Source organism: Adhaeribacter soli, from assembly GCF_008727925.1.
Classification (GTDB): domain Bacteria; phylum Bacteroidota; class Bacteroidia; order Cytophagales; family Hymenobacteraceae; genus Adhaeribacter_A; species Adhaeribacter_A soli.
Map to the genome: position 1 here is coordinate 361,629 of NZ_VTWT01000001.1, position 25,703 is coordinate 387,331.

Genomic DNA, 25,703 nt, shown 5'->3' on the forward strand with positions numbered 1-25,703 from the left:
TTAGAGGGTATTGTTTTGGTACGGTGTAGTTAGTATTTCTGCTAAAAGCCAACGAGGTCCTTCGCTCGCGCTCAGGATGACAGCTGTAATTAGATGACAGGTGTAATTATTAGTTGCAAGCAGCTTTAGGTTTAAGAAGCGATCTGTTTACGGATGCGACTTAAGGTTTCCGGCGTAACGCCAAGGTAAGAGGCAATGAGTTGCAATGGCATGCGGTGTAACAAGGCCGGGTATTGCTCTAATAGCCGACGATATTTTTCTTCGGCGGTCAGGCCGATGGTGCTTTCCAGACGGCGTTGCAGGGCGATGTAGGCGTTCTGGTATAAAAGGCGGGTGTAGGTTTCGTACTTGGGTAACGTGGCTAATAATTGCTGGTGGCTGTTCCGGTCAATAAGCAGGAGCTGGCAATCTTCCAGGGCTTCGATGGTAAGTTTAGAGGGTTCCTGGGTAAAAAAGCTGTACAGATCCGCGATCCACCAGCCTTCAAAAGCGAACTGGATCACGTTTTGTGCGCCTTTGGCCGTGGTGCTGTACGAAAACAAAGCGCCTTTTTCGACAAAGGCCAGCCGGTTGCAAACTTCTCCTTCCCGGAGCAGAAATTGTTTCTTCTTAAGCTCTCCGGGAACAAAGAAGCGCCGGCAGATTTCCAGTTCTGCTTCGTCAGCACTTACTTTTTCCCGGAAAGATCTTAAAAGCAATTCAGCCATAACCAAATTTAGAACGTGTAAGTTAACAATTCGGGCAAACGCTACCAAAATCACACAAAAAAGTCAGGCCCTTTCCAGAACCTGACTTTTCTGCCTAAAATTATATCGTTTTCTACTGCTGGGGCAGCTTGCTCATATCCATAAAAAGCGCATTCCAGCGGTGGCCGTCCGGGTCGGCAAAGCCGCAACCATACATCCAGCCCTGGTGCTCGGCCGGCTGACCGAAAATGGTGCCGCCTGCTTCTCTGGCTTTGCGGGCAATTTCATCAACTTCTTCGCGGCTTTCGGCATCAAACGAAAGCAGGATCTCAGAACCTCTGGCCGTATCAGCAACCTCATGACCGGTAAAAGCCCGGAAGTTCGGCTCGGTAAAAAGCATTACCATCATTTTCTTTTCCCCGATAATCAATCCGGCTGCCTGGTCACTGTCGCCGTGGCGCGGATCGAAGGTAAAGCCCAAAGCGGTAAAAAATGCTTTGGAGCGATTAATGTCTTTTACCGGCAGGTTTATCCAGAGTTCTTTTGTCATCGTGTTTATGTTAATTTTATGAGTTCAGGTGCGCAATAATGCAGCCTGTTTTTTTAGCTTAAGTATTTCAGCGCTCAATTTAAGAATTAGTTTTTAGCGCGGCATGAAATATTTCCGAATCTTCAAGCCTGAAACGCTATACCAGCAAGCAAAAAAGTCAGGCTGCTTTCACCACCTGACTTTCTCCGCTAAAAAGATACCGATTTAAAACCTACAGCTTATCGATATCGCCGCCTTCTTCTTCAATCCGTTTGGCCGCGCGCATTAAACTGTTGGCGAAAATAAAGTCGTTCAGTTCTTTTACGTTGGTGTCCATAATGTTGTCTTTCGTGCCTTCCCAGAGCTTTAATCCGTTGTGCAGGAACATGATGTGGTCGCCAATTTCGATTACCGAGTTCATGTCGTGGGTTACGATGATAGTAGTAATGTTGTACTCCTTGGTGATCTCGTAGATGAGTTCGTCGATCTTAATAGAAGTTAGCGGGTCGAGTCCGGAGTTGGGTTCGTCGCAGAAAAGGTAGGTACAATTGGGTGCGATGGCGCGGGCAATACCCACCCGTTTCTTCATACCCCCCGAAAGCTCCGAAGGCATTTTCTTGTGTGCCGCTTCCAGACCAACCCGTTTCAGGCAGAACTCCACCCGATCCAGGCGCTCTTCCTTGGTCATATCCGGTGTAAGCATTTTCAGGGGGAATTCCACGTTTTCCTGCACGTTCATGGAGTCGAACAGGGCGCTGCCCTGAAAAAGCATCCCGATCTTCCGGCGGATCTCCTGCTTCAAATCGAGGCGGTTGTTGGTGAAAACTTTACCATCGTAGGTTATGCTTCCCAGGTCGGGCTTTACTAACCCTACAATGCATTGTAAAAGCACGCTTTTTCCGGTTCCGGAAGCGCCAAGCAGGAGGGTGGTTTTTCCGGTTTCAAAAACCCCGTCAATGCCCTTCAGTACTTGCACTCCGTTAAAAGATTTATGAATATTATGTATTTCGATCATTTTTAGTAATTAGTGATTAATGATTAGTGATTAGTATTTCTAGATCAATGATTTAAAGTGGGGTTCCGGAGAACTATTCACTAATCATTAATCACTAATCACTAAAGTAAAACTTGCGCGCATACGTAGTCGGCCAGTAAGATAGCGATGATGCTGTTGGTTACGGCTTTCGTACTGGCTTCGCCTACTTCTAACGCACCTCCCCGGGTATAAAATCCCTGATAGGAAGAAATAGAAGAGATCAGGAAGGCAAATACCACCGATTTGATCAGGGCAAAAGTGATATTGTAGGGAATAAAAGCGTCGCGAAGGCCTTCGATGTATTCCTGGGGAGTAAGCGCATTGGTAAACGTTCCGGCCACGTAACCGCCCAGAATGGAAAGCGTCATGGCTAAAATTACAAGCAGCGGGAACATGGCTATGGCCGCCAGAATTTTCGGGAATACCAGGTAAGAAGTTGAGTTGATCCCCATAACTTCCAGGGCATCTATTTGTTCGGTAATGCGCATGGTGCCCAGGCCGCCGGCAATGTTGGAGCCCACTTTTCCGGCCAGTACAATGGAGGTAATGGTTGGCGCCAGTTCCAGGATCGTCATTTCGCGCACCATAAAGCCGATGGTGGAGCGGGGAATGAGCGCATTGGTCAGGTTATAGGCGATCTGCACGCAGGTTACCGCCCCGATAAACGTCGAAACGATGGCCACAATAGAAACCGAACTGATGCCGATCAGTACGGCTTCGTCGATAAAACGGCGGGAAAGTATTTTGATCGATTCGCTACGGATGAACTGGGAAGAAAGAAATAATAAATAATTACCGAGGGTCTTCATTTAGAAGTGAATTGCTGTGTTAAAATATTGTATTCTAAGAAATGCCTATATTACGGTGAAAATTGGTAAAACAGTTTAAATATGCAAAAATATATATTGGTTACCGGCGGCACGAAAGGCATTGGCCGCGCCATCATCGAAAAATTTGCAGCCGAAGGCTTCCATATAATCACCTGTGCCCGCGGTGAACAGGACCTGGAAGACCTTAAAATCGCCATCGAGCGGGACCATACTTTTTCAAAAGTGCATTACCTGCCGGCCGATCTGGGCAAAGCCGCCGACCGTGGTAAATTCCTGAAGTACGTTCAGAAACTAAACGTAAAGGTAGAGGTTCTGGTAAACAATACCGGCATTTTTATTCCGGGCAAAATTTACGAGGAAGCTCCTGATGTGTTGCCCGCTATGATGGAAACCAACCTCTACAGTGCGTACTACATTACCAAAGGGCTGGTGCCGGACATGATTCGGAGGAAAAGCGGCCATATTTTCAATATTTGCTCTACGGCCAGCATCATGGCTTACCCCAATGGCGGCTCCTACAGCATCACCAAATTCGCCATGTACGGCATGACTAAATGCCTCCGGGAAGAATTAAAAGAGTTCGGAATTAAGGTTACCGCCGTACTGCCGGGGGCCACCTTAACTGCCAGCTGGGAAGGGGTAGACTTACCGCCGGAACGCTTCATGCGCTCCGAAGACATCGGCGATCTGATCTATTCAGCTTACTGTCTGTCGAAGAATTCGGTAGTGGAAGAACTCCTGATCAGGCCCCAATTAGGCGATATAAATTAAAAATAAGCTTTAAGTTTGATCTTAGGTAAGGTGCGGTAAACGGCTGATTTAAAATGGTTAATGGTAGTTAATTGGAAGTAAAAATGAAAGCCTAATATTTTTAGCATTTCGTTTTGCTAACCGAAAAGCTACCGTTTGCCTTCTCTTCAATTAGCTTTCAATATTTTACCTTTGCCCTCACCGGACCGGTAGATTTCCGCCGGCTGGTTCAGGTAGTAAACGTTGCCGTTACTTTCGATGTTGGCAGAAAGTCTTACGCTGGCCTGTACTTTTGCATACCCATTTCCGCCCATTTGCAGGCTGACAGTCTGGCATTTCAGTTCGGCAGCTTCCAGTTTTCCCAGGCTCATTACGTAACCGTTTAAATGTTGGTTAGCGCCTTTTAAGCTGATGTTGCCGTATTCGTACATGTCCAGCCAGACGCTCGTGGAATTAAGGGTAAGATCCAGGTCGCCGGCACCGGTCAGGTGCAGAAAAATGGTGTCGGCGGGTAAGGTGTTTTCAGAGCTTACGGTTGCCTCCCCGTCGTGAAAAACGTTGAGCAGGCTCTTTACGTGCACCCGGACTTCCAGGGGTTTGTGGTAGCTTCTTACCCAGTTGCATTTGTTTATATTGCTTAACCAGAGCTCCCCGTCTTTTACTTCGGTCAGAATATTTTTCTGCAGGTTGTCACCGGCCTTTACCTCTGCATAATGAACCGTATCGGCCACGATGGTTACTTTCAGGTTATCGAAAACTTTAATGGTGCGGAAAGAAGAAAGGGGACGGGTTTCGGTAACAATGCGGCCGGTACTTTTCAGGCAATCGAAGGCATTTTCTTTCTGGCAACCGCCCAGAGAAACGGTAGCAAAAAGGTACGAAAAAGCAAAAAGCTTCCGGAAATCCATAGAAGATGTACTATATAATGCAGCGCTATTTTTTTTATCCTGCCTGAGTTTCTAACTTCACCCCAAATTTAAGCAGATAAAAATATGGAACTGGAAGGAAAGTTAATCATAATAACCGGCGTGAGCAAAGGCATTGGGTTGGCAACGGCCCAAACGCTGCTGGAAAACGGCGCCGTGGTAGCAGGATGGGGCCGAAACAAACCCCAGTTCGAACACCCCAATTTTCACTTTTTTCAAACCAATGTACAAAGCCAGGAATCGGTAGAGAACGCTTTTCAGGAAACCACCGCCAGATTGGGATCTGAAATTGCCGGCCTCATTAATAATGCCGGATTTGGCATTGCCGGAAAATTTGAAGAGCAAAAAGTAGAAGACTGGCAGGCCATGTTCCGTACGAACGTAGACGGCATTTTCTTTTGCACGCGGCTGGTTTTGCCAGGCATGAAAAAACAAGGCTACGGCCACATTATCAATATTTCTTCCATTGCCGGCACTACTGGTATCGAGGAAATGAGCGGGTATTGTGCCACTAAGCACGCTGTACGGGGTATTTCCCAGAGTTTGTACAAAGAAGTCCGCAATTATGGGGTGAAGGTTACCTGCATTTATCCGGGTTCGGTGCAAACCAATTTCTTCGATAACATCGACTCGGTAACGGCCAACGAGAATATGATGCAACCATCCGATATCGCCTCTACTATTCTGCACGTGCTGCAATCGCCGCCCAATTACCATCACGTAGATATCGAAGTGCGTCCCCTGATGCCCAAAGGCCGGCAAAAACAGTAGGGAAAACCGCCGGAAAACTCGTAATTTCGCTTTTTGAATGATGGGTTACAGGTTCCGAATACTGGAAACCGTAATCCGGCGTTTCAAGCATAGATTTAGAAAATTTCTAATTCTTAATTTCTAATTTTTAATTAGTTAAGTGTCTGTTGAAGTAAAAAATCTGACCAAAATATACGGTACCCAACGCGCCGTAGATGATATCAGTTTCACTGTGAAAAGTGGAGAAATTGTCGGCTTTCTGGGGCCGAACGGAGCGGGTAAATCCACTACCATGAAGATCGCCACCTGCTACGTGCCGCCGACTTCCGGCCTGGTAAAAGTGAGCGGTTTCGATGTAGAAGAGAACCCGGTGGAAGTGCGTAAACACGTAGGCTACCTGCCCGAGCATAACCCGCTTTACCTGGACATGTACGTGCCCGAATACCTCGAATTTATCGGTTCCCTGCATAATCTGAGCGGCTCGGCTTTAAATAACCGTATAAAGGAGATGATCGGCCTGGTAGGATTGGAGCGCGAAAGAACCAAAAAGATCGGCGCTTTATCGAAAGGTTACCGGCAGCGGGTAGGTCTGGCACAAGCCCTCATCCACAACCCCGATGTACTTATTCTGGACGAACCCACTACCGGCCTTGACCCGAACCAGATCCAGGAGATCCGCAACGTGATCCGGAATGTAGGCCGTGAAAAAACGGTAATCTTTTCCACGCACATCATGCAGGAAGTAGCCGCCATTTGCGACCGCGTGGTGATCATTAACCGCGGAAAACTGGTAGCCGACAGCCAGGTAGCTGACCTCGAAGCCAACACCAAAGGCCAGCGCGTAACCATTGCCGAATTCGAAAACCCGGCCGACGAACGCCTGCTGAAAAACCTTCCTCAGGTAAAAGAAGTGAAAAAGCTCGAAGGCAACAGTTACCGCATCGTTTCCGACCAGAAAGACGATCCGCGTTCCGCCATTTCCCGACTCGCCCTTGAACAGAACTGGGGCCTCATCGGCCTCCGCCAGGAAGAAAACTCCCTCGAAAAGATCTTCCAGCAACTTACGAAATAGTGATTAGTGATTAAGGATTAGTGATTAGTAATCACTAATTTTTAAAATCACGGATCGCTCTTGATTTAAATTTAAAAAGTAAAAAGATGATAAGTTTTAAGAAAAGGCCTTGAGGAATTTACTAATCACTAATCATTAATCACTAATCACTAAACAGTTAATGTTTTCAATCCTTCGTAAAGAAATAAACAGCTTTCTGAATTCGCTGATCGCCTATATCGTGATCGGGGTGTTTCTGGTGGTTACCGGGCTGTACATGTGGTTCTTTCCGCAAAGCAACGTGCTCGATTACGGGTACGCCGACCTGCAGCCGCTTTTCAGCATTGCGCCCTGGGTGTTCCTGTTTTTGATCCCGGCCATTACCATGCGGTCTTTTGCCGAAGAGCGCAAGGCCGGCACCATCGAGTTGCTGTTAACCCGTCCGCTTACCGACTTGCAGATCATTCTGGGTAAATATTTTGCCTGTTTGCTGCTGGTTATTTTCGCCCTTTTGCCTACGCTTATTTATTACGTTTCGGTTTATTTTCTGGGCGATCCGGAAGGCAACATCGATTCAGCGGGCGTAGCCGGTTCCTACATCGGCCTGGTTTTCCTGGCGGCGGTGTTTACTTCTATCGGTATTTTCGCCTCCAGCATCAGCAAAGACCAGATCATTTCTTTTATCGTGGCCGTGCTGCTTTGCTTTATTGTGTACACCGGTTTCGATATGCTCGCTTCCATCGATGTATGGGGCAAGCTTTCTTACTTTATTTCGTACCTCGGCATCCAGTTTCATTACGAAACCATCAGCAAAGGCCTCATCGATTCGCGCGATGTACTGTACTTTGTAAGCGTGAGCGCCCTGATGATCTTAGCCACTAAACTTGTATTGGAGAGCAGAAAATGGTAGGGGAGAATCCAAAAAAAGTACGCAACCGGAAATGGCACGAGATCGTGCGTTTCCTCATTTTAGCCGGCATCGTTATTTTCCTGAACGTGCTGGCTTCCCAGTTTTTCTTCCGCCTGGACTTAACCGAAGATAAACGTTACAGCATTGCCCCGGCCACCAAAAAACTGCTGAGCAACCTCGACGATGTGGTGTTCGTGGAAGTTTACCTGGAAGGTGAATTCCCGGCGGGTTTTAAACGGCTGCAAAGCGCCATTAAAGAAAAGCTGGATGAATTCCGGATCTATTCCGGTCAGAACATCCAGTACAAATTCACCAACCCGAGCGCCAATCCCGACCAGAAAGCCCGCAACGAGTTTTACCTGCAGCTGGCTAAAAAAGGCCTGCAGCCAACCAACCTGAACGCCGTGGAAGGCGACAAGCGCGTGGAGAAGATCATTTTCCCGGGTGCCATCGTTTCGTTCCGGGGCAAGGAAATTCCGGTACTGTTGTTAAAAGGCAACCAGGCCGCAAGCCCGGAGCAGCGCCTGAACCAGTCGGTGGAAGGGGTGGAGTATGAGCTTGCTTCGGCTATCCGGAAACTGACGGTGAAAGACCAGAAAAAGATCGCTTTCCTGGAAGGCCACGGCGAACTGAACGTGCTGGAAGTTTCGGACATGATGAACGCCCTGAGCGAATACTACGATGTGGACCGGGTAGACCTGACCCAGCGGAATTCCCTGGACGGCTACGATGCCATTGTCCTGGCCCGGCCAACCCAGCGTTTCGGCGAACCCGATAAATTCAAGATCGATCAGTTTATTGTAAAAGGCGGTAAAGCCTTGTTTTTAATTGATCAGATGCAGGTTAACCTGGACAGCATCGGCGAGAAAGGCACTTTTTCCTTTCCTTACAATACCAACCTCGATGACCTGTTCTTCCGTTTTGGTTTCCGCGTAAATGCCGACTTAATTCAGGATATGAATTCCGGTTACATCCCTATGGTGGTTGGTATTGTAGGCGATAAGCCGCAAACCCAGATGATGCCGTGGCGGTACTTCCCGCTCATCAACAACTTCAGCAAAAGCCCGATCACCAAAAACCTAGATGCCATTTACACAAAATTCGTAAGTACCATCGATACGGTGAAAGCACCTGGTATTCAGAAAGTGCCCCTCATGTACACTTCGCGGTATTCGCGGGTTTTGCCGGCGCCGGTTCGCCTGAATTTTAACGAGGCCCGCCTGGAAGTAAACCCGAGATTGTTCAATAAAGAAAATATTCCGGTAGCCTATTTACTGGAAGGCTCTTTCCGTTCGTTATACAAAAACCGCCTGGCACCGGAAAAACAGCAGCAGGTTGGCTTCGTGGAAACTGGCAAACCGGGCAAGATCGTGGTGGTTTCCGACGGCGACCTGATCCGCAACGAGGTGAACAAAAAGACCAATACGCCTTATGAACTCGGATACGACCGCTTTGCCGGGGTGAAATTTGCCAACAAAGAGTTTGCCCTCAATGCCATGGATTATATGCTCGACGAAAGCGGCCTGATCTCGGTCCGCACCAAGGAGATCGTGCTGCGTCCGCTGGACCGTTTGCAGCTGAAAGAAGAGCGCACCCGCTGGCAATTGATCAACATCGTGCTGCCGCTGGTGGCCTTAGTGCTTTATGGCTTAACCCGTTTTTACCTGCGCAAGCGGAAATACGAAAAATCAGTTTAATTTTTTATGAGATCCCGGAATACCCTTTTATTAGTAGTACTGTTGGTTTTAGTTGGCGCCGCCGCGTATTTTTTCTCCAACAAAGGCAGCGATAAATCTACCCTGAATGTTGAAGAATCGGATTTTTCGGTTTCCGATACGGCTTCGGTTGATAAAATTTTTATTTCTTATAAAAGCGGCGAAAACCACCTGCTGGAAAGAAAACCGGATAATACCTGGATACTCGATAAAAAGTTTGAAACCCAGAAAAGACAGGTGAACATCTTGCTGGAAACCCTGAAGCGGATGGAAGTAAAACGCCCGGCCGACAAAGCTTCCCGCAACAATGTGATCCGCGATTTTGCCACCTTAGGCCGTAAAGTGGAAATTTACCAGCACGGCAAACTGGCCAAGACTTTTTATGTGGGGCAGAATACCGATAACGACCTGGGAACATATTTCATTATGGCAGGTTCAGAAGACCCTTACGTGCTTCATATTCCCGGCTTTAATGGTTTTATTAGCTCCCGCTTCGATATTTCGGAGCTGTACTGGCGCAGTGTGCCGGTTTTCCGGAGCACCCCGCAAACCCTGCAGGAACTTTCTATTGAATACACCGGCAGTGCCGCCGATAACCTGAACATCCGCAAGGAGGGAAACCAGTTCGCTGTTGCTGGCCTGCAACAACCAAACCAGGAAGACGTAAAAGCCTATCTGGAAAATTTTAAGTTCGTGAACGGCGAATATTATATTCCGGACCCGATGAAGAAATTAGCCGATTCGCTGGCCCTGAAAACCCCGGTGGCAAAAATTATGGTTAAGGATGCGGTACCGGCCCATTCACGTTCCTTCAGTTTATTTTTAAGGCCGGATGAAATAGACCGTTTTGTAGCCTTGGATGACCGTTCACGCGATATTATATCCGTTCAAACCTACGTTTTCGACCGTTTACTTATTAGACGGGAAGCTTTTGGAAAAAAATAGGTTTTAACTGTAAATTCGGTAGGAAAAAAGGCTTTTCTTCCTAACTTTGCTTTAACTAAGATAAGACCCAGGGAATGAAATTTATTGTATCTTCTTCAGCTTTACTTAAGCAGCTACAGAGTATAAACGGCGTAGTGGCTAATAATCCGGTAGTTCCCATTCTGGAAAACTTCCTTTTCGATGTAACCGACGGTTTGCTTACCATTACGGCCTCCGACCTGGAAACATCCATGATCACGGAAATTCCCGTAGAAGCCAAAGAAAATGGCCGCATAGCTGCTCCCGCCCGCATTCTGCTCGATACCCTTAAGAACCTGCCCGACCAGCCGGTTACTTTCACCATCGATGAAGAAACCTACACCATAGAGATCAGCTCTTCGAACGGCCGCTACAAGCTTTCCGGCGAAAATGCTACCGATTTCCCGAAAGTGCCGGTGGTGCGCGGCGGCAACGCCATCGAAATTCCTTCGAACGCCCTGGCCCGCGCTATTAACAAAACCATCTTTGCGGTGAGCACTGATGAGCTTCGTCCGGCCATGACGGGTATTTTCGTACAACTGAACGAAGGCAACATTACGTTTGTAGCCACCGACGGTCACCGCTTGCTGCGCTACCGCCGCAACGATGTTTCTACCGGCGAGCAGACTTCCATCATTGTGCCGCGAAAAGCCTTTAACTTACTCAAAGCTACGCTGCCGGCCGAGCCAACCTCGGTAAAAGTGGAGTTCAACAATTCCAATGCGTTCTTCAGCTTCGATAATATCCGGATGATCTGCCGCCTGATCGATGAGCGTTTCCCGGACTACGAAAACGTAATTCCGCAGCACAACCCGAACAAGTTATTGATCGATCGTTATGACCTGCTGAGCTCCGTAAAACGTATTTCCATCTATTCAAACAAAACCACGCACCAGGTACGCCTGAAAATCACCGGTTCCGAACTGGTAATTTCTGCCGAAGATCTGGACTTCTCGAACGAAGCAAGCGAGCGTTTAAGCTGTCAGTACGAAGGAGAAGACATGGAGATCGGTTTCAATGCCAAGTTCCTCATCGAAATGCTGAACAACATTGATTCCGACGAAGTAAGCATGGAGCTTTCCACGCCAAACCGCGCCGGCCTCCTAATGCCAGCCGGTATGGATGACAACGAAAACATCCTGATGCTGGTAATGCCGGTAATGCTGAACAACTACGTATAAAAACGGTAGGTTTAGAATATAAAAAAGGCCTTTGGAGAAATCCAAAGGCCTTTTTTGTTTGCGGTAATGTAGGATCGGAAATGTAGAGACGCCCAAATTGGGCGTCTCTACGGTATTGGTACGGTATTGATACGGCATCGCGATTTCCCAATTCACGCATTTCAACGGTGCGTATCCGCATCCGTTTTATCATCTCCGGGCGTAGGCAGGTTCCAATGATAACGAAGCGCTAAAATGCGTAAAGTAAAACTTACCGTTAATGCAATGATCGCCACCCAGCCGCCGGTCCCCCAATTAAAATGATCTCCCAAAACTACTATAAGAGACCCCAAAAGCGCCGCCGAGGCATAAATCTCTTTTTCCAGAATAAAAGGGACCCTGGTAAGCAGGATATCGCGCATCACGCCGCCGCCTACGGCAGTGGTAATACCTAAAAGAATGGCTACTTCGGCATTATAGCCATACGCCAGCGCCTTTTGGGCTCCCGTTACCGCAAACATCGATAAACCAACGGCATCGAAAAGCAATACCGGGCGTTTAAGCCGCTGTACTACAGAATAGAAACCTACCGTTAAACCGGCAGCGCTTATGGCCACAACCAGGTATTGCCAGTTCGTTAAACCTGCAGGGGGAATTACCCCAATACAAAGATCACGAATGATCCCTCCACCGCAGGCCACCACAAAAGCAACGGCACAGATGCCGAACAGGTCCAGGTTGCGTCTTCTGGCGGCCGTGGCCCCGCTAATGGCAAAGGCAAAAGTACCGGACATTTCCAAAACGAAATACAGGGAATGTAGCTTTTCCATTCAGATAACCAGAAACAATTTAATCGAACCAGGCGGCAGCAGCGGTAAGCATGGCCTGCAAGCCGGTTTTTAAGGTCGGGTGTAATACCGGGGCGAATTTAGGGGAATGATTGCTGGGAATAGAATTTAGTTTGTTATTCTTTATGGCTTCCCGGTATGTTTCGGGGTCCGTTCCGCCCACAAACCAGAATACGTAGGGCACCTGCCAGTTCCGGCCAAATATGCTGAAGTCTTCGCTGGCCGAAGCAGGTTTGGTTTCGTAGGCCCTGTCGCCGAACTGGGCCTGAAAGGCTGCTGCTACTTTCGCCGTGGCCGCAGCATCATTTTCGGTTATCGGGTAGCTGTCCAGCATGGTGAATTCCGGGTCGCGCGGCGCATTGGAGGCTGCGCATTCGGCGCAACAGATCCGTTTTACGGCTGAAAGGATATGGTCTTTCACCCCATCGTTAAACGTGCGGATATTTAATTTCAGGGTAGCGTCTTCGGGAATGATGTTCTCTTTGGTGCCGGCCTGCAATGCGCCGATAGTAAGTACAGCCGTTTCCGTCGGGGCTACTTCGCGGGAAATAATGGTTTGCAGCCGCATGGTGGTGGCAGCCGCCATAATTACGGGGTCGATGGAGGTTTGGGGCGAAGAACCGTGGGCACCCCGGCCAAAAATTTTAACTTTAATACTATTGCCGGCCGATAAAATAGGACCGCTCCGGTAGCCGACCCTCCCCGCTTCGCCCACCATTACGTGCTGGCCCAGAATAATATCCGGCTTTGGAAAACGGTCCATCATGCCATCGTTTATCATGCTTTGCGCCCCGAGGGCAACTTCTTCGCCGGGCTGAAAAACGGCCATTAAGGTTCCTTTCCATAAGTCTTTGTGTTCGGAAAGTAACCTGGTTATACCCATCATCCAGGTTACGTGCAGGTCGTGCCCGCAAACGTGCGACACCCCGACTTCCACGCCTTCGGCATCCCGGGCCACTTTCGTACTGGCATAAGGCAGGCCGGTATCTTCTTTAACCGGAAGCGCATCCATGTCGGCCCGGAGCATGACCACCGGTCCTTCGCCATTCTTCATAAGGCCCACCACTCCGGTTACCCCCACACCGGTCGTGACTTCGAACTGGTATTTGGCTAAGTGATCGGCCGCAATTTTAGATGTCCGGAATTCTTCCATCGACAGTTCCGGGTTTTGGTGAATGTCTTTATAGATCTCTTCCAGTTCGGGAAGCAACTGGTCTATAAAACTATCCAGTTTATCGAGGAAGGCTTTGATCTGAGAATTTTCCATAGCAAGGGCGTTATTTCAAATTAAAAATGATACTTCTGATTAAGCAGCCGCATTCTCTGGCCTGCCTTTCGGGATTGTTTTTAGAATGGCAACGATAGCGGCAACAATCATTAATACGTTAAACAGCAGCGCAATACCGGCCGCATAGCGCACATTTATATTATCGGTCCGGCCCAGAAAGATATCTGCCAGTGGCGGTATACCCTCCATTTTACCAAGCCCGTAGAAGATGGCAGCCGAAATGGCAACGCCAAATGCAGCCCCCAGGGACGAAGCCATTTTATAAATGCCCGATGCCGAACCGGCCTTATTTTCCGGAACGTTGCTAAGCGCGGCATCGGTAGAGGGCGTGGCATAAAAACCCAGCCCGATCCCAAACAAGGTAAACCCGATAAAGGAAACGATGATGTATTGCTTAGCAAGAAGGAAGGTCAGGCTGGTGAGGAGAATGCCCAGGCCGGTAATAAAACAGCCCAGCAGCATGGGCTTTCGGGGCCCCATTTTCTGAAGTAATTTTTCACCTACCCGAATGGTACTGAGTACCGCTACTAAATAACCGACCGTAATTAACCCTGATTGCAGGGAAGACAAGCCGGCTTCGGTTTGAACGAGCGCCAAAGATACCAGCAGCGTTCCGGCAGCTCCGTTGAGCAGGAAGTTAGATAGGGTAGCCCCCGAAAATGTCTGGTTACTGAAGAGCGACAGATCTACAAAACCGTTCGCACTCTTTTTTTCTATCCGGAGAAAGATAAACGTGAAAATGATAAAAAAAGCAATACCCGTAAGAACCGCGGGACTTAACCAGCCTAGAGTGGCACCTTGCCCAATTACAATATTAATGGCCAGCATGGCCACAATAAACGCGAAAAGTCCTGCCCAGTCGAAAGCTTTTTTGTCTGTTACCGTTAGTTTACTTTCCGGCGTTCCTTTTATTAACAGAAAGCTAACTATAGCCACAATTATAGACAGCACAAAGATCCAGCGCCAGCCCAACGTGGAAGCTACCAGGCCGCCAAATAAGGGGCTGAAGCCGGAGCCACCCCACGAACCGATCGACCAGAAGCTGATCGCCCGCTGCCGCGCTTTACCATCGTAATAAGCTTTCATCAGGGCCAGGGTTGCCGGCATAATACATGCTGCCGAAAGCCCTTGCAGGATGCGCCCGGCTAACAGAAATCCAGCAGTGCCCGAAGGCGAAATGACAATAAGAAAAGAACCGATGATATTGAGCAGCAAACCAATATAAGTCATTTTAACCCGGCCGATCCTATCCGCTAAGCCCCCGGCTACCACAATAAAAATCCCGGAAAACAGCGCGGTAATGCTCACCGCCAGGCTGTTCAGATCGGGGCTGATCTGCAAGTCTTCCTGCATTGCCGGAGCAATGTTCAGGGTAGTTTGTGCAAAAAGCCAGAAAGTAATAACGGCTAAGACAATTCCTAAAATAAGTTTGTCCGTCCCCTGGTAGGGTGTAGCTTTGGCTTGGGTTTGAACGGCAGATGACATTTTCACAGCATTATATGTTATTTGAACGTAAATGGCTTCAAATGAATAATGAAAAAGCAAAATAAATTACCTGTTTTATGCTGCCTTCCCCACTTACTGCCCAATTTTTCCCCTTCAGAAATTCCGCCTAAGCCTTTTATAAAGGGAAAGCCCTAGGTTCATCAATCAGATACCTAAAACCAGTTCGGTTATATTTAGACCAATTTGCCAATATGCTATCTTTCAGGCTGCCCTCTATCTTCCTTGTGCACGAAGAAACCCGGCCATTGGAGGCGTGACTCTAAGAAGCGGGATATTAAGTAAAAAGACATTGGTATCTGGATATTAGTATCTAGACTAAAAATATGCAAGAATCTATAATTCATAGGCTTACAAAATTGTTTTTTCTTTTCAGTACTCGACCAAATTAATTATTAGAATTTGCTTGACGGGGTGCTTGACGGGATTTGTAATCACTACTGTACGAAAAGCCACCAATTTATCTGATTGTCAATAGGTTAGCTTATATTGTAAAATTATATATTACACAGAATTAGCCCTTTATGAACATAAAAAATTTGTATATTATTAATTAAAACAGTCCTAGGAGGCTCTAAACCAACATTCAAAGATTCAAATCATTAATAGCAACATGTTGATTACCAGTGCATTTGATAGCTTTTCGTACAGTAGTGATTTGTAATCCCGTCTTAACCGAGCCGTGGGATTTGTAATCCCACTTTCTGAAAGTTATGTTGGTAATGCACTAGCTATGCGGTTAATTTAGTCCTGCTACTTAAATGCTACTGTGCTAAATAACCGCCGTCTATCGGGTAATAAGAACCGGTTACAAAAGAGGCTTTCGGCGAAGCCAGCCAAAGCAGCAGTTCCGCTATTTCTTCTGCTTCGCCTAAACGCCCGATGGGGTGCAGTTTAACCAGCTCTTTTATCGCGGCTTCATCTACCGATTTGGTAACCAGCGGCGTATTTATATAACCGGGCCCGATGGCATTGATGCGGATCTTTTTATCGGCATATTCCAGGGCAGATGCTCTGGTAAGCCCCACTACGCCGTGCTTTGCCGACGTATAAGCCGGTGAAAGCCTGGCACCGGCCATGCCCAGAATGGAAGATACGTTTACAATGCTGCCGCCCCGCTCCAGCATGGCAGGGATCTGATACCGCATGCCATAGAACACCCCCGATAAATTAATGTCAATTACTTTTTGCCAGGCATCTATTGGGTATTCGCCGGTTAAGCTTAAGGCGCCGCCAATACCGGCATTGTTTATAGCAATATCCAGTACGCCGTACTGCTTCATGGTTTGGCTTACCAACGCTTCATTATCTTCCGGTCGGTAGGAGTCGGCTTTTATAAAGAATGCTTCTCCGCCATCTTTTTTAATTTCTTCTACGGCACTGTTGCCATGGGCTTCATTTACATCGGAAATCACCACGCGGGCACCTTCTTGGGCAAATAATTTTGCTGCTGCTTTTCCAATGCCGGAACCGGCACCCGTAATAATGGCTACTTTGTTTTCTAACTGTTTCATGCCTTTAGATTTAAATTGAGGGAATATTTTTTTAAGATTTCCAATATGAATTCGTTCAGGCCCGTTTCCAGGTTAAATAAGAGTTAACAGTTTTACCGCCGGAAACAATGGGCGTCGCCGTGCATAAATGCAGGAGGTCGTCTTCAATTTTCACTAACCGGGGCTGGGTTTGCCCGGTCCAGTTTGGGAATAAGGAAACGAACATAGAAAGGCTAAGGCGCTGCTTTTCTTCATCAACATGGAAGGGGCCGGAGTAGGCAATGTAAGTAGAGGCTTCCGCTTTATATTCTTCGACCGTACCATTGAACCAGTCGCCGGAAGCGAAATTTTTACTAGCGGGATGCATATGTTGCGCCTACATATAGCCATCCTGGGTGTACATGATAATGCCTTTCGGTTTTTCACTCATGGGGTAGAACGGGGCAGAGCCGTCAACGGGCTTTTCGAGGTAGGAGACTAGTTTCCAGACACCGATCAATTGCTCTCTTAAGGTTTTGGCCATACGTAGTATTTATTAATTTCCTGTATGCTTTAAAAGATTTACGTGTGCTTGTCTTCCCCTTTCTTCTCCACCAGCCAGGCTTCCGCATCCTCCACCGCATTATGCGTGGAAAGGCCGAGAACCGGCTCCGCCTTAAAAGCCCTTATCGGTCCGTTAAGGTGCAGCTTGCCGGAATGCTCCACTTCTTCGTTTACTTGTTCGCTGATGCCCGTCAGGTACAATCTGCCGTTCGCGGCCTCTAACTGGGAGGCATATTCGGACAGAACTGAAACCAGAGTGGCTCCCAGATGTTTCCGGCCCCGAAGGCGTAGAATTACTACGGGGTTTTGAACGCCTGCGGGTTTGGGAAGCACATGCCCCAGGGTTCTCGCGCCCGCAAAAAACAAATCGCCATATATATTAAGCACCGTTACCTGATTCTCTTTCAGCTCTTTGGGCGCCTGGTGTTCTTCTATCGCACCGTCTTTTCGCCTTCTGAGCTGTACTAAAGTAATTTCAGTAGAAGATTGGGTTACGTAGAGGAACGCAGAAAGGAGTACGCCGATTCCCACTGCCGAAGGGATGGGCAGGATGAGGGTAGCTCCAAAGGTAACGATCATGGCCAGGTAAGATGGCCAGGATTTCCAACCCGAATTCCAGGTAGACTCGATATCGGAAAGCTTGATGCTCCGGCTACCGGCCAGAATGAGCATGGCCCCCAGGGAAGGCATGGCTGTATAGGCAACTATTCCGGAAAAAACGACTACTACCAGGGTCATGGCAATGCCTGATAAGATGGAAGCCCACCGGGTTTGTGCCTTGGCCAGTACATTTATGGCAGTAGTGCCCAACGAACCGCCTACCGGTAGGCCGTGAATAAAACCGCTGGCAATGTTGGCGGCGCCCTGGGCCACAAAATCGCGGGAGGGACTTTTGCGGGGACCACTCTTGTTAGGTACGTTCTGGCTTACGCCGGCGCCCTGGATCAGAATAACGAGGGCCACCGCTAAGGCTCCGGTAATTATATCGATACTGATGTCGGAAATAGGGGGCAACACCGGCTCTGGAAAACCGCCGCCAATATCGCCGATATCCTGCACCACCTTTACATCTCCCAGACCCAGAAAATAAACCAGCAGCGAGGGGACAGCGATGGCAATTAAAGCGAAAAATTTTTTAACCGGGGTTTTCTGCAAAAGGATGGCAAGCAGCATAGTTAAGGCTGCCATTCCTAAAGTCGGTAAATGTACCTGATTGATGTTCCAGAGCAAATTGAAGATTCGGAAAATGCTGTTCGCCCCTTTTGGTTCATACCCGGTGACTGTAGGCAGCTGGCTCATGATCAGCAAGACCGATATACCCGTGAGAAAGCCGGTCATCACCGAAAAGGAAACAAAGCGGATAAGCCGGCCCTGACCTAAGAGGCCAAGCACCGCCTGAAAAACCCCGATGAGCACGACCAGCAGCACGAACATCTTCCCCCGTTCTTCCTCCGGAAAAGCGCCGGTCGTCTGGCCTGCCATGATCGCTGAGGCGCTCGTGGCGGTTATCATCATGAGTTGCGTACTGGAAAAAAGCCCCCCAACAATCGGTCCCGCAATGCAGGCGTAAAGGCCGTATAAGGGATTTATGCCTGCCAGCAAGCCGTTGGCCATGCCATCGGGCAGACTGCTAACGGTGGTGGTAAGGCCGGCAATGCTATCCTGTTGCAGTTTGTTGCGTGGCGGTACTTTCCTGGATACATTTTGTACCGCATCCCGCAAAACAGATAACCCGGGCAGGTTAAACTCATCGTCCGGGGCCGATTTCTTGTCGACAGTAGTCCCTTCTTCCATTACACAACCTGGTTTTTAGCCCCGTACTGTTTTTGGACGCCGGCCTTATTTAACTGACCATTTATTCCTCAAAATGTTTCGCTGAAGGCTATAAGCTTACGAGCCAGATCATTTTTCTGAACGTTCTGAGTACGTTGGATTACATTGCCGGAATACCTTCCTGGCCGGGGCTAATTTACAGACTGTGCCTTAGGAGTTTTTTCGATTTTCTATTTCCGGCAGCTTATTTCTTTACATGCGTTTTTACCCATTTTTCAAAGGCCTCCATAAAGCTTCTCAGAAATTCTTTGGTAGAATCGTTGGTGAGGTTGCCATTTTCGTCGAATAATTCCCCGGCATTCCCGATGTAGGCTTCGGGTTGGGCCATGGTTGGTACATTCACAAAAGTCAGCGATTGGCGGAGGTGGTGATTGGCGCCGAATCCGCTGATGTCGCCAATGGAAACGCTTACCACTGCGCCGGGTTTTCCGTCCCAGGCGTTTTGGCCGTAAGGGCGCGACCCTACATCGATGGCATTTTTTAATACGCCCGGTACCGAACGGTTGTATTCCGGGGTCAGGAAAAGCAGGCCATCCGCCGCATGGATTTTTTCCCGCAAGGCTGTCCATTCCTTCGGTGGGGTGTCTTCCAGGTCTTCGTTGAACATGGGCAGATCCCCGATATTTACCAGTTCCAGCGATAACGATTCGGGGGCCAAGGCCATTAAGGCTTTGGCAGTTTTCAGGTTATAAGACCCTTTGCGAAGGCTTCCTACAAAAACGGCAATTTTATATTTTTCCATTGGTATATGTTTCGTTTACATTTTGAATGTTGAGCGGTATACTTTCAGCCTGACTTTTCCGGACCTATTTCCTACTGTTTACAGTACGATAACTTCTGTGCTGCAGGTTTAGAAAACGGTTTGTTCAGGGAAAAAGACAGGTACGTTTTCAATAGCTTTTACTGCACGCTCAGTCCGCCGTCTATTACCTGGGTGGTACCGGTTATGAAACGGCTGTCGTCGCTTGCCAGGAACAAAACCAGTTGGGCGATCTCTTCGGGTTTGGCATACCTGCCCAAAGGAATGGTTTTTTCCAGTTCTTTTTTGGCTGCTTCGGCCTGGCCCGGTGCAAAGCCTTCCTCCAGGGAACGCATCATCCGATTATCGACGGGGGAGGGGTGCACCGAATTCACTCTGATCTTCCGGGGCGCTGCTTCTACGGCTATGGCCCGCATAATGCCCACTACCGCGTGTTTACTCGTGATATAGGCGCTAACGTTCGGGCTACCGTTAATGCCCGCCACCGAAGAGGTGTTAATAATACTGCCGCCATCATTCATTTGCGGTAATACGTACTTTATGCCTAGCCAGGCGCCTTTTACGTTTACGGCAATTACCTTGTCGAACATCTCTTCAGGATAATCGGTAATCGGTTTTACCACGCCTTCGATGCCGGCATTATTGAAAAACACATCGATCTTGCCGAAAGCTTTTACCGTAGCCTCTACATACCGCTGTACATCTTCGGATTTTGTTACATCCGCGGCGCAATACTGAACGTTCTTGCCTCCCAGTTCTGCCACAGCTTTATGCAGGGCGTCTTCCTTCAGATCGACCAGCATTACCCTGGCTCCTTCGTCTAAAAAAAGCCTGGCGGTGGTCTGGCCGATGCTGCCGGCGCCACCGGTTATGATGGCAACTTTGTTTTCTAATTTCTTCATTTTGGCAAAGGTTAGAAGTGAAATGCGTACCTGAGTGACTGATTTATAGGTCAATCAACAGCTTGCAGCAGAATTTCTGAAAGTTTAAAATCACTTCCCGGCCTTTTAAGTAGCCTTATCTTTTCAACTGCCCGATCCCATTGTCCTAAACCAATGTGAGCTGCTTACAGCTGTTTAGGTACAAATAATACCCATAATCATTATATAAAATAGTTCAAACGGAAAATCAGATTCCGGGTTATTGAGGAGCTTTGCGGGTTTGCCGGGATACGGGTAATTTTAAGCAAACATTGGGTGGTTATCCTTTTAAGACAGTGGCTGGCAGCAATCAGGAAAGTAGAAAGCAATAATTTTAAAGTTGTTCTCTTCCCGTCAGCGTTAAAGGGCACCTTTTTCAGCTGGTTTTCGAACCAAAAACAGTACCGTTCCAAGCTGAATCTGCTTTTCCAGTCTTGCTGCCTTTCCAATCTTGCAGGCAAGCACCTTAACGCTTACCGGTCAAAAGTGACTTTAAACAATGCGTACAAAGGCAGCGCAAAAACTGTTGACTAAAGATTGAACATAATATTTAGAGGAGCCAATGGCGTTTTCAACTACTACTTGACCAATTTAATTTTTTAGAAAGTGGGATTCACGGCTCGGTTAAAACGGAATTACAAATCCCGTCAGGCAGATTCCCGTCAATCAAATTCTAGAAAGTAAATTGGTCGAGCACTACTACGGTTGTCATTCTGGAAGAACTTTGTGATTCCTATGCTCTGAACTCACATGTTTCTTTCAGGATTACAGAAAAGGAATGGATATGATTATGTAAACCAAGCTCGTCCACTTGCTTACTTTTATTAATATAATTCCATTTATTTCGCAAATTCCCTGGTTACCGGAACCTGTACCCTGCATTGATCGGCTATAACTTCGTTTTATCTTTTGAAATAAGCCATTCTGCCGTCTGGGTCTGGGACAGGGCGTATTTTTTTAGCTTTTCAAATTCTGTTTTGTTGATTTTAGAGTAGTCCTTCAGGTCGCCTTTTTTATAATCGTATAAACTTTCTTCCCCGCCAAAACGGTAGACATACAACCATTTGTCATTTAGGCAGCCAATTTTGTCGTCTGAAGAAAAATAAATGGCTTCCCGCTCTTGCTTTAACACATTTGTGCCAAGCGTGTTATTCACGTAGTTACCATTTAGAATGCCCATCAGGGTAGGGAAAATATCGATCTGGCCTATCAGGTTGTCGAAGGTTTTAGGCGTGCCCAATAATTTTGGGGCGTACAAAATAAGCGGAATATGATGATAGGAGAGCACCAGGTCGTAGGGGTTTTCTCCCACAACCAAACCATGGTCTGCCACAAAAACAAAGATGGTATTTTCAAACCATTTCGTCTTTTCGGCTTCCTTTAAAAACTTCCCGATAGACCAGTCGGCATAGGAAACGGCTTTCAGATCTTTTTGAGGGATAGGCGATTTGAAATAATCGGGTAGGATATAAGGATCGTGGTTAGAACAGGTAAGAACGGTTGCAAAAAAAGGGTGGTTTGCGTCGAACTGATCTAATTTATCCTTTGCGTAGGAAAACAAATAATCGTCGGGTACGCCAAAGGGGCCAACGGTTTTCTGAGACGGATAATCCTCGGCAGAATAAAGCTCATCGAAGTGATTATTAGGAATAAAAGCGCCCAGGTTATCGAAGCCTTCGGAGTGGGTACTAAAAAATAAATTACTGTAACCGTGTTGTTTGAGCGCCTGGGGCAGTCCGCTGAAAGTACGAATCGGGGCAGTACTCATTGGCCGGATCCTTCTCAAGGCCGGATAGGAATATAAGGTAGAAAAAATACCGTTGTTGGTATGGATCCCGGCGCTATAGGCATTCCGGAAAAACCAGGATACCCGGGTAAGACTGTCGAGCGTCGGAGTTAAATTATTTTTGTTGCCAAAGCTGCCCATGTAGTTGGCGCTCATGCTTTCCATAAGCACCAGTACCACATTGGGCTTTTTCATCAGAGAATCGCTTTTTACCGCTCTGGCAACGGGGGAAATATTAAAAAGCGGTTCCTTAATTTGCAGATATTTTGTGGTTTGGTTTAGGGCCAGCTCATCGTCCAATAATTTTACTTTGGTATTATAACTTTTCAGTAAAGTAAAAATGGGATTAAGCCCGATCTGATTTAATACTGGATCGTTGCAGTAAAAAGCATCACCCGGCCTGATCGGGTGGGAAATTTTGCCGCGCATACCCAGGAAGGCCAACATGGCAAATAAAAGAAAATAAAGGGCATAAATTAATTTCTGGTGATTCTTATTGTCGGAAAACCCGTTCTGAAAAATGAGCTTTTTGCGGCTGTATCGGAAAATGAAGTACCCGCTTAGGCCGGAAACCAGCAACGCTGCAATTAGAAAAGATAGGTTTGCCGGGTTCCCGGTTACCATATCTAAAACAATGTCCAGGTTGCCCAACCATTGTAAAGATGCTTCAGAAAGCCTGTTTTTAAAGAAATGGAAATACGGAATATCGGCAATGGTGGTAAAAACCAGCACCGGAATGGTTATGGTCAATAAAAGGATAATGAACCTCGCAATAAAATTTCCTACAACTTCATACGGCCCGGAGGTACAATAAACCCGGAGGTACAATAAAACTAAAGGTAGCGTAAGCAGATACGATAAAATTACGGTATCGAATTGAAGTCCAATTACCAGCGATTTTAAAGTTACGGCATTAAGCAATTCAATTTCGGGTCCCGCAGTATACAAAAGAAGCGTTAATCTTAAGGCGCCAAAAAGCACTAAACTTACCAGGTAAACGGGAAGTAAAAAGGAAACAAAAGGAGGGAGCGCCGTGAGGGAAGTTTTTTTATTCGGAAGTAAGGTCATTTTTAATGCTGGAACTTCAGCTATTTACAGAAAGGTATTTTTATGCCAGGAAAGTAACCGCTGCCGGAAACAATTAATTCACGAAGTAAACGCTATTTGCCGACATAATTAGTTTGAGTTAAGTAAGTGGCCAAATTTAATTACAAAATTTATTCTACCCTTTTCTGTCATTCTGGAAGAATTATGTAATTTCTGTACTTCACTTTCCTCAATTTCTTATTGAATGATAATGGTAGTAGTTTAAAATAAATTCGTCTCCTTACTTAAAAATAAATGAAGTTACGAAACCTTTTGAGGTCCCCTTTGGAGGCAGGGTTGTTTCATTTTAATAAAAATTCTCCTTGGCCTGTGTCTCACAGGCCAAAGCACTATCGTTAAAAGTCGAGTCTACTTTCCCCAGCCCTTCAGTAGCCCTTTTTGAGGCTGTCGCCTCCCTGAAGTTACAAACTTCAGATTATATATAGGTCAAAGTTATAAACTTTGACCAGCATTTTTGAGAATGAAACGGCCCTGCCTCCAAAGGGGGACTTTTCTCTTGCCTGTGCACCGTTTCTTATTACCTAGAAATGCAGTGAGCTTTCAGCTACCGGCTGGTCTTTGGAGTTTTTTAAGGTTATTTCCGGCTTTTGGCCAGCACCGCTTCATAGATCCCGATCCACTCTTCCACGGTCATTTTGGTTGCCAGTTCAGCAATTAGTTCATACGGGATCTGCTCTACTTTCTTGAACCGGATGCAGCTTTTACCCATATCCAGCTTGGTTTTTACGTGCTTGGGATATTCCGATGTAAACCATTCCAGTAATTCGGGGCTCGAATAGATGCCCATATGGTAGATCGCAATAAAATTCTTTTGGGAAGCCACACCTATAAAAGGCAGCGGGTCTTTCGGGTTGCAATGGTAACCGGCCGGATAAATGGAATGCGGTACGCCATAGCCTAGCATGCCATAACCCATAGATTCTGTAAAGCCGTCGGGCAGATTCTCGAGAAGAATACTTCTTAATTTACGCATTGCCTCTTTTCTATCGGCGGGCAAAGTTTCCAGGTATTCCAAAGCGTTAGGAGCGGTAGATTGCATAAATGATCAGGTTTAAAATTGCAGCTTTGAAATTACGGATTTGGTTCTATATTTAACAAGCTGAGCTATAAAATTGGTATGGTTTTCATTTTAAAAACCCTTGTCTGGCCAGTTATTAAAGAAGAAGCCTTCCGCATTGCAGCAGAAGGCTTCTTCTTTTACACCAAAATGGTAGCGTTTCTATCGGGTGGAAAGGTTAATGTAGATCGGTAAATGATCGGAATAACCGCCCAGGTATTTTTTACCGGCGTACGTGCGGAACGGGGTGCCTTTGAATTTTCCTTCCTGCTCCAAAATGCGGTCTTCCTGGTAAATGGTTGCCGAATTTGGTACATAATGCAGTCCTTTTTTGGTAAGCAGGCTTTTGGATAGCATCATCTGATCGATCATATCCCAATTGCCTTTGTAGTTGTAGCTGCCTTTCTTTTGCTCTGCAAATGGTGCGAACGCATTATAAAGCTGACGAGCCGGCTCAGGCTGGGTGTTGTTTACGGCATTCAGCGTTTCGGCAATCGCTTTGCTGTCCGGGGTGTCGTTAAAATCGCCCATGAGCAATACTTTGGCTTTCGGATTGCGGATCATTTCGGCATCAACTGTGCGGCGCACCAGGTCGGCAACCGCCTGGCGTTTCGGATCGCTTTCTTCTGCGCCGCCGCGTTTCGAAGGCCAGTGGTTTACCAGCACCGTAACCGTGTCGCCGGCCAGAATGCCTTTTACCTGCAGAATGTCGCGGGTTTTATCTTTGGAATTTGGCAGGGTAACCGGAATGGCTTTTTGCTCCAGCACTTTAAAAACATCGGCTTTGTAAAGCAGCGCCACGTCTATGCTCCGCTCATCCGGCCCTTCAAAATGGATAACTTCGTAGTTCCGGTCCGATAAAACGGGTTGGGCTGCCAGGTCCACGAGCACTTTGCGGTTTTCGATCTCGCACACGCCCAGGAGTTCCGGACCGTCGGCATCGCCTAAATTTTGGATAACCGAAGCCATGTTGGCCAGTTTTTTCTTGTAGCGTTCCGGGGTCCATTGCAGGTCGCTGGTCGGCAGGAATTCCTGGTCGTCTTTATTCGGGTCGTCTTCGGTATCGAACAGGTTTTCGAGATTATAAAAAGCTACTGACACTTCTTTCGGCGCCTGGGCAGCCGATTTAGCGGTAGGCGATTTCTGGCATCCGGCCAGGGCAGCAGCCAGGATCAGGCTGGCTGCAAATTTTACTGGGTATTTCATCCGTAATTTTGTTTCGAGGTGCTAATATGCGAAATTTACCCCGGAATAAACAA

At 47.3% G+C, this 25,703-nt stretch carries 22 protein-coding genes and 1 pseudogene; 7 read left to right on the forward strand and 16 right to left on the reverse strand.

Annotated features, from left to right (window positions below; genetic code table 11):
• Positions 1 to 131: 131 nt before the first annotated feature.
• From F0P94_RS01375 to F0P94_RS01390, 4 genes are all read right to left on the reverse strand, one after another.
• Positions 132 to 707, reverse strand: coding sequence for a Crp/Fnr family transcriptional regulator (locus F0P94_RS01375; RefSeq protein ID WP_150901906.1), 576 nt, complete (start codon positions 705 to 707; stop codon positions 132 to 134).
• Between the two features lie 112 nt (positions 708 to 819).
• Positions 820 to 1,236 carry a VOC family protein gene (locus F0P94_RS01380; protein WP_150901907.1) on the reverse strand — a complete coding sequence of 139 codons (417 nt, stop codon included), beginning with the start codon at positions 1,234 to 1,236 and terminating at the stop codon, positions 820 to 822.
• Positions 1,237 to 1,447: 211 nt separating this feature from the next.
• Entirely contained in the window at positions 1,448 to 2,230 is a 783-nt protein-coding gene (locus tag F0P94_RS01385; RefSeq protein ID WP_150901908.1) for an ABC transporter ATP-binding protein, read from the reverse strand.
• A gap of 101 nt (positions 2,231 to 2,331) precedes the next feature.
• A complete protein-coding gene (locus F0P94_RS01390; protein WP_150901909.1) occupies positions 2,332 to 3,060 on the reverse strand; it encodes an MlaE family ABC transporter permease in 729 nt (242 codons plus the stop codon).
• Positions 3,061 to 3,141: 81 nt separating this feature from the next.
• Between F0P94_RS01390 and F0P94_RS01395 the strand changes: the two genes are divergently transcribed.
• Positions 3,142 to 3,852 carry an SDR family NAD(P)-dependent oxidoreductase gene (locus tag F0P94_RS01395; RefSeq protein ID WP_150901910.1) on the forward strand — a complete coding sequence of 237 codons (711 nt, stop codon included), beginning with the start codon at positions 3,142 to 3,144 and terminating at the stop codon, positions 3,850 to 3,852.
• Positions 3,853 to 3,998: 146 nt separating this feature from the next.
• On the opposite strand, the gene F0P94_RS01400 is transcribed toward F0P94_RS01395, so the two are convergent.
• Positions 3,999 to 4,739, reverse strand: a complete 741-nt coding sequence (locus F0P94_RS01400; protein WP_150901911.1) for a head GIN domain-containing protein — start codon at positions 4,737 to 4,739, stop codon at positions 3,999 to 4,001.
• 84 nt (positions 4,740 to 4,823) lie between these two features.
• On the opposite strand from F0P94_RS01400, the gene F0P94_RS01405 reads away from it, so the two are divergent.
• From F0P94_RS01405 to dnaN, 6 genes are all read left to right on the forward strand, one after another.
• Complete coding sequence (locus F0P94_RS01405; RefSeq protein WP_150901912.1) at positions 4,824 to 5,528, forward strand: SDR family oxidoreductase; 705 nt, start codon at positions 4,824 to 4,826, stop codon at positions 5,526 to 5,528.
• 139 nt (positions 5,529 to 5,667) lie between these two features.
• Entirely contained in the window at positions 5,668 to 6,579 is a 912-nt protein-coding gene (gene gldA / locus F0P94_RS01410; protein WP_150901913.1) for a gliding motility-associated ABC transporter ATP-binding subunit GldA, read from the forward strand.
• 160 nt (positions 6,580 to 6,739) lie between these two features.
• Complete coding sequence (gldF, locus tag F0P94_RS01415; protein WP_150901914.1) at positions 6,740 to 7,468, forward strand: gliding motility-associated ABC transporter permease subunit GldF; 729 nt, start codon at positions 6,740 to 6,742, stop codon at positions 7,466 to 7,468.
• Positions 7,462 to 9,165 carry a gliding motility-associated ABC transporter substrate-binding protein GldG gene (gene gldG / locus F0P94_RS01420; RefSeq protein ID WP_150901915.1) on the forward strand — a complete coding sequence of 568 codons (1,704 nt, stop codon included), beginning with the start codon at positions 7,462 to 7,464 and terminating at the stop codon, positions 9,163 to 9,165. The genes gldF and gldG overlap by 7 nt, the downstream gene beginning before the upstream one ends.
• Positions 9,166 to 9,171: 6 nt before the next feature.
• Positions 9,172 to 10,128: a hypothetical protein gene (locus tag F0P94_RS01425; protein WP_150901916.1), complete on the forward strand. Its 957-nt coding sequence runs from the start codon at positions 9,172 to 9,174 to the stop codon at positions 10,126 to 10,128.
• A gap of 74 nt (positions 10,129 to 10,202) precedes the next feature.
• Positions 10,203 to 11,327: a DNA polymerase III subunit beta gene (gene dnaN, locus F0P94_RS01430; protein WP_150901917.1), complete on the forward strand. Its 1,125-nt coding sequence runs from the start codon at positions 10,203 to 10,205 to the stop codon at positions 11,325 to 11,327.
• A gap of 161 nt (positions 11,328 to 11,488) precedes the next feature.
• On the opposite strand, the gene F0P94_RS01435 is transcribed toward dnaN, so the two are convergent.
• The 11 genes and pseudogenes from F0P94_RS01435 to F0P94_RS01485 all read right to left on the reverse strand — a co-directional run bounded on the left by F0P94_RS01435 (position 11,489) and on the right by F0P94_RS01485 (position 25,650).
• Positions 11,489 to 12,136: a trimeric intracellular cation channel family protein gene (locus F0P94_RS01435; RefSeq protein WP_150901918.1), complete on the reverse strand. Its 648-nt coding sequence runs from the start codon at positions 12,134 to 12,136 to the stop codon at positions 11,489 to 11,491.
• Between the two features lie 19 nt (positions 12,137 to 12,155).
• On the reverse strand, positions 12,156 to 13,421 hold the full coding sequence (locus F0P94_RS01440; protein ID WP_150901919.1) for an amidohydrolase: 1,266 nt from the start codon (positions 13,419 to 13,421) through the stop codon (positions 12,156 to 12,158).
• 39 nt (positions 13,422 to 13,460) lie between these two features.
• Positions 13,461 to 14,927: an MFS transporter gene (locus F0P94_RS01445; protein WP_150901920.1), complete on the reverse strand. Its 1,467-nt coding sequence runs from the start codon at positions 14,925 to 14,927 to the stop codon at positions 13,461 to 13,463.
• A gap of 782 nt (positions 14,928 to 15,709) precedes the next feature.
• Positions 15,710 to 16,459: an SDR family NAD(P)-dependent oxidoreductase gene (locus tag F0P94_RS01450; RefSeq protein WP_150901921.1), complete on the reverse strand. Its 750-nt coding sequence runs from the start codon at positions 16,457 to 16,459 to the stop codon at positions 15,710 to 15,712.
• 55 nt (positions 16,460 to 16,514) lie between these two features.
• Positions 16,515 to 16,961: pseudogene (locus tag F0P94_RS01455) on the reverse strand (lipocalin-like domain-containing protein).
• 38 nt (positions 16,962 to 16,999) lie between these two features.
• Complete coding sequence (locus F0P94_RS01460; protein ID WP_150901922.1) at positions 17,000 to 18,775, reverse strand: SulP family inorganic anion transporter; 1,776 nt, start codon at positions 18,773 to 18,775, stop codon at positions 17,000 to 17,002.
• Between the two features lie 223 nt (positions 18,776 to 18,998).
• Complete coding sequence (locus tag F0P94_RS01465) at positions 18,999 to 19,556, reverse strand: NADPH-dependent FMN reductase (RefSeq protein ID WP_150901923.1); 558 nt, start codon at positions 19,554 to 19,556, stop codon at positions 18,999 to 19,001.
• 158 nt (positions 19,557 to 19,714) lie between these two features.
• Positions 19,715 to 20,476, reverse strand: a complete 762-nt coding sequence (locus F0P94_RS01470) for an SDR family NAD(P)-dependent oxidoreductase (RefSeq protein WP_150901924.1) — start codon at positions 20,474 to 20,476, stop codon at positions 19,715 to 19,717.
• 907 nt (positions 20,477 to 21,383) lie between these two features.
• Positions 21,384 to 23,348 carry an LTA synthase family protein gene (locus F0P94_RS01475; RefSeq protein ID WP_150901925.1) on the reverse strand — a complete coding sequence of 655 codons (1,965 nt, stop codon included), beginning with the start codon at positions 23,346 to 23,348 and terminating at the stop codon, positions 21,384 to 21,386.
• Between the two features lie 613 nt (positions 23,349 to 23,961).
• Positions 23,962 to 24,426, reverse strand: coding sequence for a DUF1801 domain-containing protein (locus tag F0P94_RS01480; protein ID WP_150901926.1), 465 nt, complete (start codon positions 24,424 to 24,426; stop codon positions 23,962 to 23,964).
• Between the two features lie 180 nt (positions 24,427 to 24,606).
• A complete protein-coding gene (locus F0P94_RS01485) occupies positions 24,607 to 25,650 on the reverse strand; it encodes an endonuclease/exonuclease/phosphatase family protein (protein WP_150901927.1) in 1,044 nt (347 codons plus the stop codon).
• Positions 25,651 to 25,703 lie beyond the last annotated feature (53 nt).

What these genes read in the sequence shown, in the direction of transcription:
- F0P94_RS01375 (WP_150901906.1), bottom strand. Translation starts at nt 707, where the DNA reads ATGGCTGAATTGCTTTTAAGATCTTTCCGGGAAAAAGTAAGTGCTGAC.
- F0P94_RS01380 (WP_150901907.1), bottom strand. Translation starts at nt 1,236, where the DNA reads ATGACAAAAGAACTCTGGATAAACCTGCCGGTAAAAGACATTAATCGC.
- F0P94_RS01385 (WP_150901908.1), bottom strand. Translation starts at nt 2,230, where the DNA reads ATGATCGAAATACATAATATTCATAAATCTTTTAACGGAGTGCAAGTA.
- F0P94_RS01390 (WP_150901909.1), bottom strand. Translation starts at nt 3,060, where the DNA reads ATGAAGACCCTCGGTAATTATTTATTATTTCTTTCTTCCCAGTTCATC.
- F0P94_RS01395 (WP_150901910.1), top strand. Translation starts at nt 3,142, where the DNA reads ATGCAAAAATATATATTGGTTACCGGCGGCACGAAAGGCATTGGCCGC.
- F0P94_RS01400 (WP_150901911.1), bottom strand. Translation starts at nt 4,739, where the DNA reads ATGGATTTCCGGAAGCTTTTTGCTTTTTCGTACCTTTTTGCTACCGTT.
- F0P94_RS01405 (WP_150901912.1), top strand. Translation starts at nt 4,824, where the DNA reads ATGGAACTGGAAGGAAAGTTAATCATAATAACCGGCGTGAGCAAAGGC.
- gldF (WP_150901914.1), top strand. Translation starts at nt 6,740, where the DNA reads ATGTTTTCAATCCTTCGTAAAGAAATAAACAGCTTTCTGAATTCGCTG.
- gldG (WP_150901915.1), top strand. Translation starts at nt 7,462, where the DNA reads ATGGTAGGGGAGAATCCAAAAAAAGTACGCAACCGGAAATGGCACGAG.
- F0P94_RS01425 (WP_150901916.1), top strand. Translation starts at nt 9,172, where the DNA reads ATGAGATCCCGGAATACCCTTTTATTAGTAGTACTGTTGGTTTTAGTT.
- dnaN (WP_150901917.1), top strand. Translation starts at nt 10,203, where the DNA reads ATGAAATTTATTGTATCTTCTTCAGCTTTACTTAAGCAGCTACAGAGT.
- F0P94_RS01435 (WP_150901918.1), bottom strand. Translation starts at nt 12,136, where the DNA reads ATGGAAAAGCTACATTCCCTGTATTTCGTTTTGGAAATGTCCGGTACT.
- F0P94_RS01440 (WP_150901919.1), bottom strand. Translation starts at nt 13,421, where the DNA reads ATGGAAAATTCTCAGATCAAAGCCTTCCTCGATAAACTGGATAGTTTT.
- F0P94_RS01445 (WP_150901920.1), bottom strand. Translation starts at nt 14,927, where the DNA reads ATGTCATCTGCCGTTCAAACCCAAGCCAAAGCTACACCCTACCAGGGG.
- F0P94_RS01450 (WP_150901921.1), bottom strand. Translation starts at nt 16,459, where the DNA reads ATGAAACAGTTAGAAAACAAAGTAGCCATTATTACGGGTGCCGGTTCC.
- F0P94_RS01460 (WP_150901922.1), bottom strand. Translation starts at nt 18,775, where the DNA reads ATGGAAGAAGGGACTACTGTCGACAAGAAATCGGCCCCGGACGATGAG.
- F0P94_RS01465 (WP_150901923.1), bottom strand. Translation starts at nt 19,556, where the DNA reads ATGGAAAAATATAAAATTGCCGTTTTTGTAGGAAGCCTTCGCAAAGGG.
- F0P94_RS01470 (WP_150901924.1), bottom strand. Translation starts at nt 20,476, where the DNA reads ATGAAGAAATTAGAAAACAAAGTTGCCATCATAACCGGTGGCGCCGGC.
- F0P94_RS01475 (WP_150901925.1), bottom strand. Translation starts at nt 23,348, where the DNA reads ATGACCTTACTTCCGAATAAAAAAACTTCCCTCACGGCGCTCCCTCCT.
- F0P94_RS01480 (WP_150901926.1), bottom strand. Translation starts at nt 24,426, where the DNA reads ATGCAATCTACCGCTCCTAACGCTTTGGAATACCTGGAAACTTTGCCC.
- F0P94_RS01485 (WP_150901927.1), bottom strand. Translation starts at nt 25,650, where the DNA reads ATGAAATACCCAGTAAAATTTGCAGCCAGCCTGATCCTGGCTGCTGCC.